The sequence below is a fragment of the Prevotella intermedia ATCC 25611 = DSM 20706 genome (assembly GCF_001953955.1).
In the GTDB taxonomy this organism is placed as follows: Bacteria; Bacteroidota; Bacteroidia; order Bacteroidales; family Bacteroidaceae; genus Prevotella; species Prevotella intermedia.
Map to the genome: position 1 here is coordinate 868322 of NZ_CP019300.1, position 18374 is coordinate 886695.

General features: G+C 41.2%; 10 protein-coding genes and 1 other RNA gene. 7 read left to right on the forward strand and 4 right to left on the reverse strand.

Translation table 11 applies throughout. The annotated features are described in order from the left end of the window. The first annotated feature begins 105 nt into the window (after window positions 1-105). Complete coding sequence (gene mfd / locus BWX39_RS03590; protein ID WP_028904884.1) at window positions 106-3576, forward strand: transcription-repair coupling factor; 3471 nt, start codon at window positions 106-108, stop codon at window positions 3574-3576. Between the two features lie 54 nt (window positions 3577-3630). On the opposite strand, the gene BWX39_RS03595 is transcribed toward mfd, so the two are convergent. Further along, a complete protein-coding gene (locus tag BWX39_RS03595; RefSeq protein WP_028904883.1) occupies window positions 3631-4314 on the reverse strand; it encodes a hypothetical protein in 684 nt (227 codons plus the stop codon). A gap of 2 nt (window positions 4315-4316) precedes the next feature. Beyond that, window positions 4317-5600, reverse strand: a complete 1284-nt coding sequence (locus BWX39_RS03600; protein WP_028904882.1) for an AAA family ATPase — start codon at window positions 5598-5600, stop codon at window positions 4317-4319. Between the two features lie 714 nt (window positions 5601-6314). Here BWX39_RS03600 and BWX39_RS03605 point away from each other — a divergent pair. From BWX39_RS03605 to BWX39_RS03625, 5 genes are all read left to right on the forward strand, one after another. Then, a complete protein-coding gene (locus tag BWX39_RS03605) occupies window positions 6315-7397 on the forward strand; it encodes a leucine-rich repeat domain-containing protein (protein WP_028904881.1) in 1083 nt (360 codons plus the stop codon). A gap of 123 nt (window positions 7398-7520) precedes the next feature. Next, entirely contained in the window at window positions 7521-8882 is a 1362-nt protein-coding gene (locus tag BWX39_RS03610; protein ID WP_014710446.1) for a dipeptidase, read from the forward strand. 158 nt (window positions 8883-9040) lie between these two features. Beyond that, on the forward strand, window positions 9041-11389 hold the full coding sequence (locus BWX39_RS03615; protein ID WP_080675978.1) for a leucine-rich repeat domain-containing protein: 2349 nt from the start codon (window positions 9041-9043) through the stop codon (window positions 11387-11389). Window positions 11390-11728: 339 nt separating this feature from the next. After that, window positions 11729-12128: a transfer-messenger RNA gene (ssrA, locus tag BWX39_RS03620) on the forward strand. Between the two features lie 662 nt (window positions 12129-12790). Next, window positions 12791-14236 carry an OmpA family protein gene (locus BWX39_RS03625; RefSeq protein WP_080651511.1) on the forward strand — a complete coding sequence of 482 codons (1446 nt, stop codon included), beginning with the start codon at window positions 12791-12793 and terminating at the stop codon, window positions 14234-14236. Between the two features lie 173 nt (window positions 14237-14409). Here BWX39_RS03625 and BWX39_RS12365 read toward each other — a convergent pair whose 3' ends face one another. Next, window positions 14410-14610 (reverse strand): CIA30 family protein, encoded by a 201-nt coding sequence (locus BWX39_RS12365; protein ID WP_080651510.1) that lies wholly within the window; start codon window positions 14608-14610, stop codon window positions 14410-14412. Between the two features lie 59 nt (window positions 14611-14669). Next, on the reverse strand, window positions 14670-16247 hold the full coding sequence (locus BWX39_RS03635) for a tetratricopeptide repeat protein (RefSeq protein WP_028904878.1): 1578 nt from the start codon (window positions 16245-16247) through the stop codon (window positions 14670-14672). A 292-nt stretch (window positions 16248-16539) separates the two neighbouring features. Here BWX39_RS03635 and BWX39_RS03640 point away from each other — a divergent pair, with 292 nt between their 5' ends. Continuing rightward, window positions 16540-18360 (forward strand): leucine-rich repeat domain-containing protein, encoded by a 1821-nt coding sequence (locus BWX39_RS03640; protein ID WP_028904877.1) that lies wholly within the window; start codon window positions 16540-16542, stop codon window positions 18358-18360. Window positions 18361-18374 lie beyond the last annotated feature (14 nt).

An 18374-nucleotide genomic window follows, 5' to 3' on the forward strand; every position in this document is an offset into this window, starting at 1 on the left:
CGGGGCTAAATTCTTCAGTTCAAAGCAGACTATATATAAGGTAAAAGTTGTACCTTTGTACTTCAAAAAAGAAATCCGACGGTTTGTCGGAACGCAATAATTGCGATGAATATACAAGACATACAGAAACTATATGGAGTGTTGCCACAGGGCGATGCTTTGATGAAAACAATGGAAGAAAAGTCGGTTCGCACGGTTTTTCTTCAAGGATTATTGGCTTCCGCCACACCAATGTTCTTTGCCTCGATAGTGAAACGATGGCAGAAAACAATGCTTTTCGTACTGAACGACAACGACGAAGCGGGCTATTTCTATAACGATTTGAAAACAATTGCCATGCCCGAAAATGGGCAGGAGCAGACTGCTGAGGTGTTGTTTTTACCCTCTTCGTATCGCAGGGCGGTGAAATATGGTCAGCGCGATGCAGGAAACGAGATACTGCGTACGGAGGTTCTGTCGCGTTTGTCGGTCATCAACGAGGCAAAAGCTACCGCATCGTTGCCTCTTTGCATTGTTACCGAGCCTTCGGCGTTGGCAGAATTGGTGGTTGCCAAGCACAAGTTGGACGAGCATACCTTGTCTGTGAGTGTCGGACAGACGATGGATTTAACCGAAACAGAGAAGACTTTGCGCTCGTATGGCTTCCAACAAGTAGACTATGTGTACGAGCCGGGGCAGTTTGCCGTGCGTGGCAGCATTCTCGATGTCTATTCCTTTTCGAGCGAACTGCCTTATCGTATCGACTTTTTCGGCAACGATGTAGATACGATTCGTACTTTTGAGGTGGAAACGCAGCTATCGAAAGACAAGAAAGAAAAGGTGGAGATTGTGCCGGAATTGGCTACATTGAGCGAAGAGAAAATACCTTTCTTGCAGTTTCTGCCGAAAGATTCTGTTCTCGTAATGAAGGATTTGCTGTATATTCACGATACTATCGAACGCATTTATAACGATGGTTTCACTGCACAAGCACTGACCGAGCAGCTCGAAGGCAAAACGGAAACAGAGCAAAACGAGTTGAGAAAGCAGCTACAAGCTAATCTTCAACTCACAACGGCGCAACAATTTACCGACGATGCCTTGAACTTCAAGCGCATAGAGTTTGGTGCGAACCGTGCAAAGAACGAGGAAAGCAAGGCGATTATACGTTTTAATATTTCGCCACAACCACTCTTTCATAAGAACTTTGAGTTGCTTACGCAGTCATTGAAAGACTATCTGCTGCAAGGATACAAACTCTATATTCTTGCCGACAGCGAGAAACAAACAACGCGTTTGCGCGATATATTCGACAGTAAGGGGGCAGACAGCGAAGCCGAAACGACCTCTGTGGCAGACAATATCCCCTTTATGCCCGTGAACAGAACCATTCACGAGGGCTTCATCGACAACGATTTGAAAGTTTGTTTCTTCACCGACCACCAGATTTTCGACCGCTTCCACAAGTACAGCCTAAAGTCTGACAAGGCTCGACAGGGCAAGATGGCACTTACAATGAAAGAGTTGCAAGAGATGGAACCAGGCGATTTCCTTGTCCACGTAGACTTTGGCATTGGTAAGTTTGCTGGTTTGGTGCGTGTTCCGGCAGGCGAATCCTATCAGGAAATGATACGCTTGGTGTATCAGCACAACGATATTGTGGACGTTTCTATACATTCGCTCTACAAAATAAGCAAGTATCGCCGTGCCGATAGTGGCGATGCTGCACCACGTCTTTCTGTTCTTGGCTCGGGAGCGTGGGACAGACTCAAGGAAAAGGCGAAGAAACGCATCAAGGATATTGCTCGCGACTTGATAAAGCTCTATGCGAAACGACGCCACGAAAAGGGCTTTTCCTTCTCGCCCGACTCGTTTATGCAGCACGAATTGGAGGCTTCGTTCCTCTACGAAGATACGCCCGACCAGCTGAAAGCGACGCAAGACCTGAAACACGATATGGAAAGCAGTCGCCCAATGGATAGGTTGGTGTGCGGCGACGTTGGCTTTGGCAAGACCGAAGTAGCGGTGCGGGCAGCTTTCAAGGCAGCTACCGACGGAAAACAGGTGGCTGTGCTCGTTCCAACTACGGTGCTTGCATTCCAGCATTACCAAACTTTCAGTAAGCGACTGAAGGATATGCCCGTTACGGTAGACTACCTTTCGCGAGCAAGAACAGCCAAACAAACCAAGCAAGTATTGGCAGACTTGGCCGAAGGAAAGATTGATATTCTCGTGGGAACGCATAAACTGATAGGCAAGAGCGTGAAATGGAAGGATATTGGCTTGCTGATTATCGACGAAGAACAGAAGTTTGGCGTATCGACTAAGGAGAAACTGCGCCAACTGAAAAACAATATCGACACGCTAACGATGTCGGCAACGCCCATACCCCGCACTTTGCAGTTCTCGTTGATGGGCGCAAGGGATATGAGCATTATGCGAACGCCACCGCCCAACCGCTATCCAATTCAGACGGAAATAGCTTCTTTCTCGTCAGAAGTAATCGCCGATGCGATAAACTTTGAGATGAGCCGCAACGGACAAGTATTTTTCGTGAACGACCGTATAGCAAACTTACCCGAATTGGCAAGTCTTATCAAGAAATACGTACCCGATTGCCGTATAGCGATTGGACACGGACAAATGAAACCCGAAGAGTTGGAAGAAACCATCATTGGTTTTATGAACCACGACTACGATGTGCTGCTTTCAACAACCATCGTTGAAAACGGTATAGACATTTCCAACGCCAACACCATTATAATAAACGATGCGCATAAGTTCGGACTTTCCGACCTTCACCAAATGCGTGGGCGTGTAGGACGTTCCAACAAGAAAGCTTTCTGCTACTTGCTTGCACCGCCATTGGCAGCCCTGAATCCCGATGCACGCCGTCGTTTGGAGGCTTTGGAAACATTCTCCGATCTCGGCAGTGGCTTCAGTTTGGCAATGCAAGACCTCGATATTCGTGGCGCAGGCAATCTTCTTGGGGCTGAACAAAGTGGGTTTATGGAAGATTTAGGCTACGAAACCTATCAGAAGATATTGAACCAAGCAGTTACCGAACTCAAGAACGACGAGTTCCAAGACCTTTATACGGAGGAAATGGCAGAGGGAAAAGAACTTACGGGCGATGATTTCATTGACGATTGTGCGGTGGAAAGCGACCTCGAAATGTATTTCCCCGACACGTATGTGCCTGGAAGTTCGGAGCGAATGTTGCTCTATCGCGAACTCGATAACATTGAAAACGATGCCGACCTCGATGCTTACCGCAAACGATTGGAAGACCGTTTCGGTCCTGTTCCACGTCAGGGAATCGAGCTGATGCAGGTAGTTGCACTCCGCCGAGTGGGCAAACGCCTTGGCTGCGAGAAGCTGATACTGAAGCAAAGCACCCTCCAGATGCAGTTTATATCAAATCCCGACAGTGCCTATTATAAGAGTCGGGCATTCGGAAAGTGCATCGACTACATCGGAAACAATCCCCGCCGTTGCAACATCAAGGAGCGAAATGGCAAGCGTTCAATGGTAGTTACAGGCGTAAAGTCGGTTGGCGACGCCGTTTTCGTGCTGCGTGAGATTGATAAAGGGTAAATAAAAGTATAAAGAGAGTTTTATTAATAGCAATGATTTTGTTAATTAGGCTTTTTATAAAAACTTGCTTGTGTCCATTGTAATACTTGTATTTGGTTCTTCTACATCAATATGATATAACTCTAATTCATCAAATAAAGCATTATTTCCTAATCCAATGTCTTTTAATTTATGGCATTGAGAGAACTTTATAATAACTTTCTGTTGTTTATTATTATAGCATAGGTCTAAAATCAATTGAGATTCTGTCTTGTACTTATACTTTTTCCCCATACTTTCTCGATATAAATCGCGTAGATATTTTTTATTTGCAGGGCGTGAAAATATAAATCCTTTTACCTTAACATCTTGTTTCTGATAGTTGGGTAAAAGATTTAGTATCATATTAAGTTTTATGTAGGTGGATACGATTTGATTACTTGCATGGTATATATCTCCAGAATCAAAAGTAGATTTTAGTTCATTAAGAAATAAATATTTATGCTTATCTCCTTGTACTAAAAACGCTCCATCGCAATCTAATGAAAAAATAGAAGCGTCCTCAGTACAACGGGCTTTTGAAAAGAATCCTGTTAAATCCTTGGCTATATTAGTATCAAAAAACTGGAAATCAGAATTTATCCATATAACCTCTTTGACTTTGGAGTCGTCTGAAGTTTCATGAACTATATATGTATTTTCTGCATGTCCAGTATTTTGATATAATGGTAATAACTTCTTTAGGTCGTCACAAAACATAATTATTGCTCTTTATATGTCTTAATATCTCTGGTTAATGCAATATCATCTTCAATGGCGGTGTAGAATGATTCAAATGGAATTTCTTCATCAGCTATAATGTCTTGTTCTACAATTTGAGATGTTCCGTCTTCATTCCGTTTTAGCAAGTATGCGCCAACATTTGCAGGATCCAATAGATATGTTTCTTTTATATTCCATTTAGATAACAACTCCTTAAATGAATATTCTTCCATCTTATCTTTTAATAGGAAAAGATTGATAAGGTTATTTAAACGTTTGATGAGAAAATCGCTGTGAGTAGTTATTTGCATGTGCCCCCCTTCATTGACGATACAAGAAATCATATCTGCAACTTTAATTTGTCTATTAGGGTGCAGATGTGCTTCAGGTTCTTCAAATAAAAAAGAAACTCCCTTAGTGGAATATTTGTTTAAGAATAGTGTTAAAGGAGCAAGCTCTTTGATAGAAGATGCTGCTGCGGTTAAAGGCATATCTGCTCCATGAGTAGAGTATATAATTCTGCCTTCTTCACCTTTTAATTTTCCTTCGTTTACTATTGAGCTACATTCTATAATATCATTATTTGGCTCTTCTGGTCGTGGATTAGCTTCATTTAGTACTCTTTTAAAATCAAAAAACTCATTATACATACCAGAAAGGAATACTGGGCGTTCATTTATGTCCATTAATGCCCCTCTTGAAGGAGGTAATAAATAGGTTGAAGACATATCACGGAAGTTTCCAAACAGTAGTTCTTTTAATTCAGCTTTAAGTAATGCTATAAAAGGAGACTCTGTTTTCTCGAACTCTTTTGAAAGCATCATGTAGCTAAAATTTCTTAAGCTAAGTTTATAAATTATTTCCTCTTCTCCTTCTAATCCTCCTAATTCTTGTATATAAGTAAATTCAAAGTCTTTATAATCGCATGGGAATGAGATTTCGATATCACCATGAAAGTCTTTATTTCCAATGAGGTATCCTATATAGGTTATAGCATCTTTGTTAATCCAATCAAAAACATCTTTCTTTGAAATTGTAAGAATCGTATCGCCAGATGTTGCGTTGGCAAAGATAGATTCAAAGTCATATTTTTTATAAAATACAAAGAAATCTTTTAGGCGGTTATTTGTATTTGAGAGCAAATAATAAATGTAATGAACCAAAAAAGCAGCATAACTCTTGCCCAATCCTGATTCACCAGATAACACCATTAAGGGCTTTATCTTTATAGAAGAGTTTCTTATTGCACCAAGTTGGTTTATTTTAAATTCTAATTTTTTCATAATTGTATTATTTCTTGTCTGTTAAAAGACGTATAAATTATTAAGATACATTACTTTATTTTGATAATCTATTTTTAAAAGTAATGTATTATGAGTGCAAAGATAGATAAAAAGTATTTGAATAGCAAATAAAAAAGATACTAAAAAGACAACTATCTACAAATAATAATATAACAAATAGTTAAATACTATTTTTCAAGAAGCAAAAAAGAACTGTATTTGTTGTTGGAAATATGGGCAAAAAAATGACGTCTTTGTACTCGTTAATACTATGAAAGTAAAGCTTCAGTGAATTAGAAAGATTGGCATGTTTCTTTGAAAATCGAACATTGACGATTTCTTTACGTGTAGAAAAATATTTATTTACACGTAAGTAATAATTTCCATACACGTAAAGAAATATTTATTTACGTGTAAATAATTCCTGAGGCAAGCGTTGAAATGGGAAAGAGCAGGCAAAACAGCAGGCTGAAGAAAAGGATTGGCTATTTGGAAAAGTGTCAGATAAATTTGGAACTATGGATTTTTATGTCTATATTTGCGAAAGACGCATAAATCTGTAATTACCAATTGGTTTCCAAATTGTGGCGGTATTCGGTTATCGCAAATGAGTTTGCCGAACTTCTCTATGCCGTTTGCAGTATTTATGAATGTTTGTATCAAAATCTATTGAAATATTAACCAACGTACAGATGTACGATAAACTATTTTATTATGAAAAAGAATTTCTTATTAGCACTTGCTTGTTTGTTATTGGCAAGCGTACAAATGAATGTGAAAGCACAAGTTAAACCGTATGACTTTACCGATGGAAAGCTTTTCTACAAAATAACCAGTAAGGAAGCCAAGGAGGTTTATGTGGTATCGGAAAAGCCGAGAGGAGTATATACTGTAAAGCTAAAAGGCGCGCTTACGATACCCGAATCAGCCACTCACGAGGGAACTGCGTATGCCGTTACGGGAATTGGGAAGCAGGCTTTTTATATGTGCGAGGGTCTGACAGCCGTAACTTTGCCAAGTACACTGAAAGCTATTAGCGACAAATCCTTTTTGGGTTGCCACGGTTTGACGTCTATTAAAATCCCCAGTCTTGTTGAGAAAATCGGGAAATGGGCTTTTATGTCTTGTGCCCAGTTGGAACGAATAGACGTGGAAGAGAGCAATAAGAAGTATTGTAGCAAGGACGGTGTGTTGTTTAACAAAGATGTGTCGATAGTGATACAATGTCCCAGTGGGAAGAAGGGCGATTGCAATATCCCCGAAAGCGTAACGAAAATATCAGCACAAGCCTTTTATGGGTGCGTTGGATTGACAGCAATGAGAATACCTCACAATGTTGTATACATTGGAAACGATGCTTTTTACGGTTGTGTGAAGTTGAGAACTATCAAATGCGAACTGAAGGAACCTCTGACGGGCATAGCAATGGGAACAGAAGTTTTCGAGCAAGTCAGCACGGGCGACATCGGTGGTTCTTGCAAGTTGTATGTTCCTGTCGGCAGCAAAAAAGCGTATGAAGAAGCTGACCAATGGAAGAAATTCGTTCCCAACATCGTGGAAGACGAAACGTTAGGAATCGGTGTTGTTTCAAGTTCGGACATCTCTGTCAGAAGCGAAAGCGGTAAAATACTCATAGCAACAAAAGGCAATGCTGCCAACATACATATATATAATGTGGCAGGAACGCTCGTTTACAGTTGCATTGTACCAGCTGCAACCAATGTTTCGTTGCCTGTGCAGAGCGGCGTATATGTAGTTAAAGCAGGCAATAAACAAGTAAAAGTAGGCGTGAAATAAGAACTTGTCTTAAAGATATTCTCTTTTTCCACTTGCATTAGGAAAAAAAGTAGTATATTTGCGGTGCATTCGCTTTCGTGGCGTTGCAACTATGGAAAAAGAAATCTCAAAACATCAATGACTATGATAAAGAAATATGTAGAAGAAAACGAGGCGAGAATGCTCGAAGAGCTTTTCAGCCTGATACGCATTCCAAGCGTAAGTGCACAACCAGACCATAAGGAAGATATGGTACGCTGTGCCGAAAGATGGAAGGAACTGCTTTTGGAAGCTGGTGTAGACAAAGCAGAAGTGATGCCTTCAAAGGGCAATCCTATGGTTTATGCAGAAAGAATAGTAGACCCAAATGCCAAGACGGTTTTGGTTTACGGCCACTACGACGTGATGCCAGCTGAACCATTCGAGCTTTGGAAGACCGAGCCATTCGAGCCAGTTGTCAAAGACGGACACATCTGGGCGCGTGGTGCTGACGACGATAAAGGACAGTCGTTCATTCAGGCTAAGGCATTTGAATACATCAACAAGCACGACTTGTTGAAACACAATATGAAGTTCATCTTCGAAGGCGAAGAGGAAATCGGCTCAAGCAGCCTCGGTCCGTTCATCGAAGAGCACAAAGAGCTATTGAAGTGCGACGTTATTCTCGTATCAGATACATCGCTTATTGGTGCTGACGTGCCTTCTATTACAACAGGTTTGCGCGGTTTGGCTTATTGGCAGATTGAAGTTACCGGTCCAAATCGCGACCTTCACTCTGGTACATTCGGCGGTGCAGTGGCTAACCCTGCGAACGTTCTGTGCAAGTTGATAGGCGATGTAACAGGTCCTGACGGCAAAATACGCTTCCCAGGATTCTACGACGATGTTGAAGAGGCATCAAAAGAAGAGCGCGAACTTGTTGCTTCTATACCTTTCGATGAAGATGAATACAAGAAATCGCTCGGCATAAAGAATATATTTGGCGAAGAAGGCTACAGCACAATCGAGCGTACAGGCTACCGTCCATCGTTCGACGTATGCGGACTTTGGAGTGGTTATCAGGGCGAAGGTGCAAAAACCGTAATTCCTTCAAAGGCATATGCAAAGATATCTTCACGCCTTGTGCCACATCAGGACTACAAGAAGATTGGTCAGCTGGTTGTAGACTACTTCAACAAGGTAGCTCCCGATACCGTTAGCGTGAAGATAGAAATGCTTCACGGTGGTTATGGCTACGTTTGTCCTATCGACTTCCCTGCTTATAAAGCTGCTGAACGTGGTTTTGAGGCTGTCTTTGGCAAGCGTCCATTGCCAGTTCGCATAGGTGGTAGTATTCCTATCATCTCTACATTCGAGAAGTTGCTCGGCACAAAGAGTGTGCTCATGGGCTTCGGTTTGGAGTCAAACGCAATCCACTCTCCAAACGAAAATATGCCAGTAGACCTTTGGAAGAAAGGCATAGAAGCTGTTGTCAATTTCCATTTGGAATACGATAAGGAAGCGTAAGTATACCGAAATTAGTTCTATCATACAAATTCCCTGTTCCATTTAGCAAATATTTGGAACAGGGAATTTACATTATCAGGTGGCATTGTTTGCCTTACTCACATTTTTTACTTATATTTGTATCTGATATTATTATAACCATAACATTGACTATTCAAATGAGAAAGACTTTACTATTTATCTTGATGGCTTTCTGTGCCATCGCCTCATCGTTTGCGCAGACACCCAAGGACGTGTTGGCATTCCAGTTTAAAACCTCTATTGCTTCGAGCGCGATGCTCTACTTCGAAGTAAATTCTCCCCAAGAAGAATTTTATGTGGATTGGGGAGATGGCTATAAGAAGAAGTACAGTGCAGGAAATTATGCTTTCCCGAACCCTGTTTATAGCACCAACCATAAGGAAGAGGTCAAGATTTACGGTACGGGGATTAATGCAATTAAGTTTGATAAGGCAAAGCTGACGGAGCTTGCTATTCTTGATGGAACAGAACTTGTTTCTTTGGACTGCTCTGCTGGAGCATTGAAGAAGCTCGACCTTTCCGAAGCAACAAAGCTGATGAGTTTGAATGCTTCGTATAATGAGATTGCAGAAATCAATCTTTCAAAGTCCAGAAAACTAATTTCGTTGACTTTGTCAAATAACAAATTGACGAATCTTAACCTTAAAGGACTCTCTAAGGTTGGTGTTTTGGAGTGTCAGTTCAACGAACTTGCAACCCTTGACCTTACAGACCTTGCTGAGTTGAAGGACTTGAAAGCTCACGACAATAAGCTTACTTCTCTTATTCTTCCTGACAATTCCTCAAAGATGTATGCGTGCCATATTCAGCACAATCAGATTCCTGTATCTGTAATCAACACCATTATCGCGAAACTTCCGAATGTAACGGACGTATATATGTTGGATTTTGAAAAGTCTTGGAAGAAGAAATTCAAAGTAGAAGGTAATCCAAGTATAGAAACTGCCAACCTTAATGAAGCAATAGGAAAGGGTTGGATATTGGAGGTAGAGCCATCGAACGTGAAGGCACGCTTCGTTATGAAAGTTGACGGAGAAGCTGGTGCTGTACTATCTCTCAAAGTTGCTGGTGTAGAAGACAAGCTTTCTGTCATCGTTGGCGATGGAGAGGCAAAGGAATACACTGTATCTAAAGATATTACAAATCTTACTCCTATTACCGTAAAGACGACTGCCAAGGATCAGTTCGTAGTGATAGAGGGCGACCTTCTTGCTATCAACTGTAAGGGTAATAAGTTATCAACTATTGACTGCGCTTCTTCTGGCAAGTTGGTTATGCTCGACTGCTCGGAAAATCAACTCGGACAGTTAGACCTCTCAGGTCTTAAGAGTGCAAAATACATCTATGTCTTGAACAACAAGATTACGAATCTTATCGTTGGAGAACTTCCTCTCCTTGAAGAATTGAATGCTTCTTTCAATGGATTGAATTCGATTAACTTGACGAAACTCCCAGCACTTAAGGCTTTGTCTGTAGACAACAACAGCATTACCAATCTTTCAGTAGAACAGAATACGAAACTTGAGAAGCTTTATTGTAAGAAGAATAAGATTCAAACATTGAATGTTACAATGCTTCCTAAACTCGAGGAGCTCAGTGCTGCGCACAATAGATTGGGAAGCATCGACCTTTCAAAGAACATTGAACTTGAGGAGATAAACTTGAAAGACAACTCATTAGACAAGATAGATTTCACTAACAACATCAATCTATCGGAAATTAATGTCAGCGAAAATAAACTGTCATCACTCAATCTTTCCAAGTGCACGAAGTTGAAAGAACTATATTGCAACACGAATGCATTGACCGCTCTTGATTTATCAGCGAACAAGAAACTCGAAGTGTTGAGTTGTGGCGACAACAAACTTAAAACACTCAATGTTGAGGGATTCCAAGAACTCTCAAGTTTGGCTGCAATGTTCAATGAACTGACATCTGTAAACGTTAAGAACTGTCCAGAGTTGGAGGGTATTTCTCTTAATCATAACAAGCTGAACAGCATTGATTTCACAGGCTGTAAAGATATTCGCTTGGTAGATATTGCTATCAATAAATTCACAGTTGATAATGCGCTAAAGATGATAGTTTCTCTTCCCGAAGCCAGTGCAGATAATAAAGGATACGTTATCTATTGGGACAAGGAAACATTCCCAGATGATGAGGAAGGCAATATATACGATATTGCACTTAGCAATAAGGCTGATTTGAAGAATTGGGTCATTTCAAATGGTGAGAATACACCACTCGGTATTGATGAGCTTACTATTAATGGCGACTCTAAGACATTCTTGACGATTGCTTCTGATAAGGTGCTTATAAATGGCGAATATACAGATGCTCAAATCTTCTCAACAAGTGGTCAGACCATAGCAAGGCTTTATGGTGAGAAAGAATTTAATGTAGCACAGCTTGCAGAAGGCGTTTATATCATTAAGGTAAATGCCAATGGCAAGAAAACAGTTGTAAAGTTTGTCGTTAAACGATGATTTGAATCTGAAGAATTAAAGAATAACTATTACAAAGGCTGGGACAGAGCAATCTAACCCAGCTTTTTTTATTTTGGAATCCTCATTCTTTCTTGCAAGGAATTGAAGTGAATAGTTTTATAAGACGTAATAGTGAAACCTCTGCAATGCTTCTCTATCATTCTATTTGTGCATTTCCAATATGAGGCATTTATGGTTTGCCAGTGTCTAAATATCTTTAGTAGGACTGTCAAACTCTATGATAACTTTAGTTTATTGAACTTAAAAAGCGGTTAAAAATTTGGCTATGTCAGAAACTTACAATATCTTTGCAAATTATATATTGTGATACAATAATTCGGGCTTGTATGGATTTGACGGCAAGACGAAATGGTATGTAAGCATGCGGAGCATTGGTAGCTGGCTCCTAAATATCGGTTATCAAACAATTAATTGGCGAAAACAATTACGCTCTCGCTGCCTAATCGAAGTACAGTAGATTACTGGCTTTATTCGACTATTAGATAGTTGAACGAGACACTGCTCCAAAGATGTTGTTCCGAATCGGAGGGTAAAGCGGTGCAGGTTAAATCGGAAATAGTTTGGGTATGCCTCGCTGCCCAAATGAAATTTAGAGGATAAGGCATTGGTTGGTGGTTCAGGTCTTGCCAATGCTCGAAAACCAAAGGCTGAAATAAGCATGTAGAAAGCGTATGGTTTCCTTGTGCGGACCGGAGTTCGACTCTCCGCAGGTCCACTAAAAAGAATTGATGGTTGATGTAAAATCATCTATTGAGACCTCTGCAACACCCAATCAAAACAACGAAATAACAAATGCAATTTGTTGGTTATCAGTAACAGTGTTTTGGTAAAGAATGGGTTTTGCAGGGGTCTTACTGTATAGTTTTTTGTAATCACTTATTTTCTTCCTGTAATTCCAGTCTGCCATATAAAATGGTTTTTGTTTTTAGTGCTGATGATGTTTTTTATAAAAAAACTTGCGTATTTCAACAAAAATCTTTAATATTGCACTTGAACATAGAAGCATTGCTATATTTGCAAAATAGCTGCACTGTGTGCAGGAATTAGGTATATACTAAACCCATTAAATTATTTGACGAGCTATGTGATTGACAATATAATCAAAACTAAAAACTGAATGACTATGGAATATTCAAAGATATCAAGAATGTTGTATATGTTATTGGTGTTATTCACAATGGCAGCAATGATATTATTGGATTTATCTAATGATTTCCTTTCTTCAGCAGCTTGAAAGATTGATACGATTATTTTGAGGCTGTGAAAAGTACAAGGGTATGAATCTCGCAAAGTATATCCAGCCAGATGAAAATAGACGCTTAAACACTATTGATATTAGTATTAAAATTTTATTCACTATCTAACAAAATTATTACAAGTATGAAAAAACTATTATTATCAGCAGTATTGTTCCTATTGGGAATGACTGCATCGTTTGCACAGGTGAGCCTAAGCACTGGGCCAGACTATCTTAACCGACATTGGCAACTTTCCTTGCGCGGAGGATACGACTTCGGTCTTACCCATAATGATTCATATCGTTTTCTTGATTTTAATGGCGGACCTAACTTTGGTCTTGGTATCGACCATTATTGGGAGTGGTTCGGTCTTGGCTTGGACGGTGATTATATTATGAACAAGCCCGAAATCGAATCAGGTAACCTACGTAAGAGATTTAAAGAAATTGAGACAAAGTACAAGAACGTAGAACGTATCTTCTTGGGTGTAGGTCCTTCGTTCCGTCTTCCTGCCACAATTCTTCCACCATTCATGGCAGAGTTAAACCTTCGTGCCGGTATGGTGAGTATCAGTGGCGGCGAGTCTTCATTGATAGCGAAAGGTGTTCCTGGGGCAGGGAACAAGGTTCTCTATAAAGCCGAAAACATAGACTCAAAGACTCGATTGGCAATGAAGGCACAGTTGCGTTTCTCATATTTCTTCAACGAACATGTGGGACTGAACCTTGGTGGATATTATATGCATTGCTTCAATGTTCCTTATGGCGATTATGTGTATGATGAACAAATCGTAAGAGCTCCTCGTATGGCACAAGGCGATAATTACGGCAAGAAGTTTGGCAAGACCGATATGTCTTCCTTTGGAGTGTTCTGTGGAGTTATATTCCGTTTCAATGCCAAGAAGGCTGCTCCCAAACCACAGGTGCCTGTACCTGCACCAAAGCCTGTAGATTTTACCCTAAAGGGACGTGTTACTATCTGTGGAACGACAGAACCCGCAGTAGGGGCTACGGTAACGGTGAAATCTGGCAAGGGAAAGAAACTGTATGAACTCACTACAGACAGCCGTGGAGAGTATTCTGTATCACTCAGAGCGGACACACGCTATAGCATCTACATTACGATGAAGGAATGTCTGCCAGCAGAGGAATTCATTATTGAAAAGGGACAATACGACCCTGTAAAGACGCCACTCGTAACTGTCGACCACTGTCTGACGAAGCCTAAGTTGAATGAGCCGATACGTCTCAACAACATACACTACGACTTCGACAAGGCTACGATACGTCCTGATGCACGTCCAGAGCTTAACCGCCTCGTTGCATACCTGCTTGACAATCCTAATATTCGCGTGGAGATGTCGTCACATACCGACTCACGCGGTTCCGACGCATACAACCTGCGTCTGTCGCAGCAGCGTGCAAACTCAGTGAAGGCATATCTTGTGGAACACGGCATTGCTCCATCACGCATTGTATCAGTAGGTTATGGCGAAACACGTCTACTCAACAGATGTGCCAACGGTGTGCCTTGCAGCGAAGAAGAGCACCAACTCAACCGCCGTACCGAGATGAAGGTGATTGAGTAAGATTTATCTGTGGAATTGCCAGCGCATTGTTTCTCTTGAAGCAATAGCGTTGCAATGCCACAGACATTAAATTCTAATCTGTTATGAGACCTCTGTAAAATCCTACCAAAACGGCAAACTGACAAATATAATGTTGTCAGTTGCCAGTAATAGTGTTTTGGCGGGAACGGATTTTACAGAGGTTTCTTATTACTCCTTTTATAAATAGACAGTCTTTTATTATCACTTTTTTTTGTAAAGAAAATAGCATTAAAAAGTGATAACTGTGCTTTGACGTTGCGAAAGCGGCTCTTTTGCGCTGCAAAACCTACGCTTTTACCGTGCAAAACAGCCGCTTTTGGAATGCAAAACAATAGGTTTTGTAATGCATTGATAACAAGGTGGTTATATAAAAGATACCCTTTGAAAAAATATTTACACTTTTGTGGTATTTTTAATAAGCTGTTCTGCGCTTGTTAATCCTCGAACGAATGGAACGGATAGAGCCGTCTGCGAGTCCCATAATGTGCATAATGTCCTTGTCGGTCTTGCCCAAATGTTCCATAACGAGGAAAAATTGATACTTCGGAGAGAGTGTATCGTATTCCGAATCCAACGAATCTACAAAACTCATATTTATCAAACGATAGTATTCTATGAAGTTCTCGAATTCTTTTTTCCGCCAAAGCACTGTCGTTTGCCCTTCCATAATATGGGTATAGAGCCTGTGCCCCTCGCTGAGTGTCTTTCGGTGCTTGTCGAGCAGTATCTCCTTTTTTCTGTATAGCGACTCTATTTCCTTTTCTTTTTCCTGCCCTTGTTTCTCAAATTCGGCTATTTGACCTTCAAAAACCTTGATGCGCCGTTGGTCAATGGCAAGTGCATTCTTGGCTTTATAGGTTCTGTATCGTAGGAAGAAAAAGACTACGACGAACGAGAGCGAGAGTAAGATAATGGCAAAGATACCCGTTTCTATCTTCCGCTCGTATTCCTGCTTTGCCTTTATGTTGTCGAAAGCTATTTGGTTGCTCCGTATGTCGTTCTCTCTCCAACTCGTATACAGGCTGTCTTTCGTTCTTATAAGTTGTCGTGCCGTTTTTATGGCTCCTTTATAGTCGGCTGTGGCACATTGGTGGTTGAACCTTGAGTTCATCACATCGGTCCTTACTTGCATGTCGTTCGTCTTCAACGCTTTGTCCCACAGTTCGTTTGCCTTGGCTGTGTCGCCCTCACCGACGTAGATTGTGGCAAGATTGTCGTATGCAGCCCCCATTGGCGCAATGCTAATTGCTTTCAGCAGTGTTGCCTTTGCCTTTTGTGGATTGGTGGCTATGAGCTGTGCGCCGATGTTGTTGAGTATGTATATTTGTTCTTGTCGGGGTATGTAGTGCAACATTTCCATACTTTTCTTTATATAAATGTTGGCACTGTCGGCTTTGTCCAACTTGTTGTAAGCCACTGCAATGTTGTTGTAGGCACGGGCAAGCTGCACTTTGTCCTTTGCCGTCGTGGCAATTCGGAGAACTTTCTTGGCATATCCGAGGGCAAGTTGCCGTTCGCCTGCCTCTTCGTTCATAATGAAAAGGTTCTCGTAGATTTTAAGTTTAAGATTGTCAGAAGTCAGCTTTTCGGCAGTATATTCGGCTTTCTTCATACAGACAATGGCTTCTTTCACCTGTCCTTGGTCGTAGACAATTGCCCCTTTGTGAAAATAAGCATCTGCCAACTGCTCCACATTGCCTTTCTGTTTTTCGTAGTATTCGATGCTGTAATCTATCATATCGGTAGACTCTATGGGCTTGTAGAGCTTGTAGAGAAGATGTGTTTTCTGAAGAAAAAAGTCGGCAGAATCAGCACTGCTCGTCAAGTTGGCAGCATCTACCATATCTATTATTCTAAAAGCAGAGTCGATTTGGTTGTGTCGAATCAGCGAGTCAATTTCAGTCAGACGGTTGCTTGTCTCTGACGGAGTATGCCGACAACCGCATAATATGACCGTAAGTAATAGTAAAATAGGGAAAGGTTTGTTCATCTTAGTTTAATTTCTATTGCTACAAAAATACATTTTTTTTCTTAGAAATCGGCATATTTTAGGTATTGACATACTTTTTTTGTTGCATTTTTATATTGCATAGCCCTTTCAGTAAGCCTGAAAAGTATTGCAATAGGCTTATAATCAGACGTTTTGTATTTATCTTATGTCGCAACAGAGTATTTTAATAAAGTGATAGAAAACTTGCATTTTTGAATAATTAATTCTATTTTTGTCTTAGAAACACAAATTAAGTGCACTGAAATAGATAACGACTTAAACAACTATCGGTATGGAAAAGAACGTAAAGAAAACACTTTTGCTGCTTACAATCTTCCTTGTAGGCTTTTTGAATGTTGCGTGGGCACAAGATAACCAGCCTGCTGAACCTTTTGTGAAAATGCACTTTGCAGGCGCAGTAAATAGCAAATATGCGCTGTTGATAATGGGTGCGGAAGAAGGAGAGTACACCCTTGATTGGGGCAATGGAAAGACTTATAAAGGCAAACTCCACAAAACAGCCACGCGCATACAGGGCAATACCGAAGGACAAGACCTGACTATCTACGGAAACATTGCAGTTTTAGAATGTTCCAACAACCAACTGACGACTCTCGACGTTACAAAATTGCCTGCACTTACGCATCTTATATCACGTAAAAACTTTGTCAGGGCTTTGGACGTATCAGCCAATACCGAACTGAAGTTTATCTATGTGCAGGATTCGCCGTTAGAACAACTCGACCTAACTCGCAATTCCAAGGTAGACAGCCTTATCCTTACCAACAACAGACTTAAGGAACTGACGCTCGCATCGCACCCAACGCTGGAACTGCTTATGTGTACGTCGAATGCACAACTGAAGAAACTAAACCTTAAGGAATGTCCTAAGCTAAAGCATCTTGATGCCTTACAGACGCTTGTAGATGAATACGACTTGAGTGGGAATGGCGAGTTGAGGTATGTTGCAGTAGGAATGGGACGACCATTGCGTACACTTTCGTTGCCACAAAACAACAAGATTGATACGCTGATGGTGCCTGCCGCGGGACTGAAGAAGATAGATTTGTCGCAAACAAAGCAACTAAAGCTGTTGGGAATAGACAACAACTACGAGCTTTCGCAGCTTGATTTGACAGGAATGAAGCAACTGCGGGATTTGTCGTGCGAGGGAAACAGCCTCACGAGTCTGAATCTATCGGATTGCCGAAACCTTGTTACGCTGGTGTGCAACAATAACCAATTGTCAGATCTTGATGTCAGTGGATTGGACAAGTTAGAGATTTTAACCTGCTTTTCTAACGACCTTTCCTCGTTGAATCTAACAGGTTGTACAAGTCTAAAGAGCTTGGATTGCTCGGTAAACCCTAAATTGAGTACAGCTGACCTTCCTCGTTCGCTGACCTCTCTCAATTGTAGCAGCTGCAGTTTCTCGCAGATAGAAACAACAAAACTGCCATTGCTGACCAACCTTACTTGCGATGGCAACCAAATTGGCACGCTTGATTTGTCGGCACAAACGAAGCTTACAGCTGTCAATTGTAGCAATAACAAAATTAAACAACTTGATTTCAGCAACTGTGTTAATCTGCTTGATGTCGTCATTGCTGGAAATCCAATCAACGGTGGCATCAGTTTCGCTAATTGCAACAACTTGCGTTATGTATCTGTGAACAATACAAAGTTAGACGCTTGTGCCTTGAACGATATGTATCGCTCTCTCAGAAAGAAGCGTCCCGAGGACGAACACAACGACTTGCACGGCATTCTTCTGTTCAACAATGTTCCTGGAGCAGCTGAAGTGAGCCGTACGCAGATTGCAACAGATAAGGGTTGGTTGGTTTCTAATGTCGGTGATGGCACGGGTTGTCAAGAGGACGGAATCGCCAAAGTTGGTTCCGAGAGTCAGTTGTACATCAATGCAACCGACGATGGCTGGGTGATTGGCAATCTTCCTGCCGATGCACGTGAGGTTCTGCTCACCACTCTTGGCGGACAAGTAGTGGCTCGCTACCGCGTTACGGCACCATCGTTGCGTGTAAAAGCTCCACGGAAAGGAGTATATATCGTTTCGGTAGATGGTGGAAACAGCAAAGTTTGCATACAGAAGTAATGACAGCGTGTGAA

Bases quoted from the DNA above. Each gene is read 5' to 3' on its own strand.
- mfd (WP_028904884.1), top strand. From the start codon at position 106: ATGAATATACAAGACATACAGAAACTATATGGAGTGTTGCCACAGGGC.
- BWX39_RS03625 (WP_080651511.1), top strand. From the start codon at position 12,791: ATGAAAAAACTATTATTATCAGCAGTATTGTTCCTATTGGGAATGACT.
- BWX39_RS03595 (WP_028904883.1), bottom strand. From the start codon at position 4,314: ATGTTTTGTGACGACCTAAAGAAGTTATTACCATTATATCAAAATACT.
- BWX39_RS03640 (WP_028904877.1), top strand. From the start codon at position 16,540: ATGGAAAAGAACGTAAAGAAAACACTTTTGCTGCTTACAATCTTCCTT.
- BWX39_RS03635 (WP_028904878.1), bottom strand. From the start codon at position 16,247: ATGAACAAACCTTTCCCTATTTTACTATTACTTACGGTCATATTATGC.
- BWX39_RS03600 (WP_028904882.1), bottom strand. From the start codon at position 5,600: ATGAAAAAATTAGAATTTAAAATAAACCAACTTGGTGCAATAAGAAAC.
- BWX39_RS03615 (WP_080675978.1), top strand. From the start codon at position 9,041: ATGAGAAAGACTTTACTATTTATCTTGATGGCTTTCTGTGCCATCGCC.
- BWX39_RS03610 (WP_014710446.1), top strand. From the start codon at position 7,521: ATGATAAAGAAATATGTAGAAGAAAACGAGGCGAGAATGCTCGAAGAG.
- BWX39_RS03605 (WP_028904881.1), top strand. From the start codon at position 6,315: ATGAAAAAGAATTTCTTATTAGCACTTGCTTGTTTGTTATTGGCAAGC.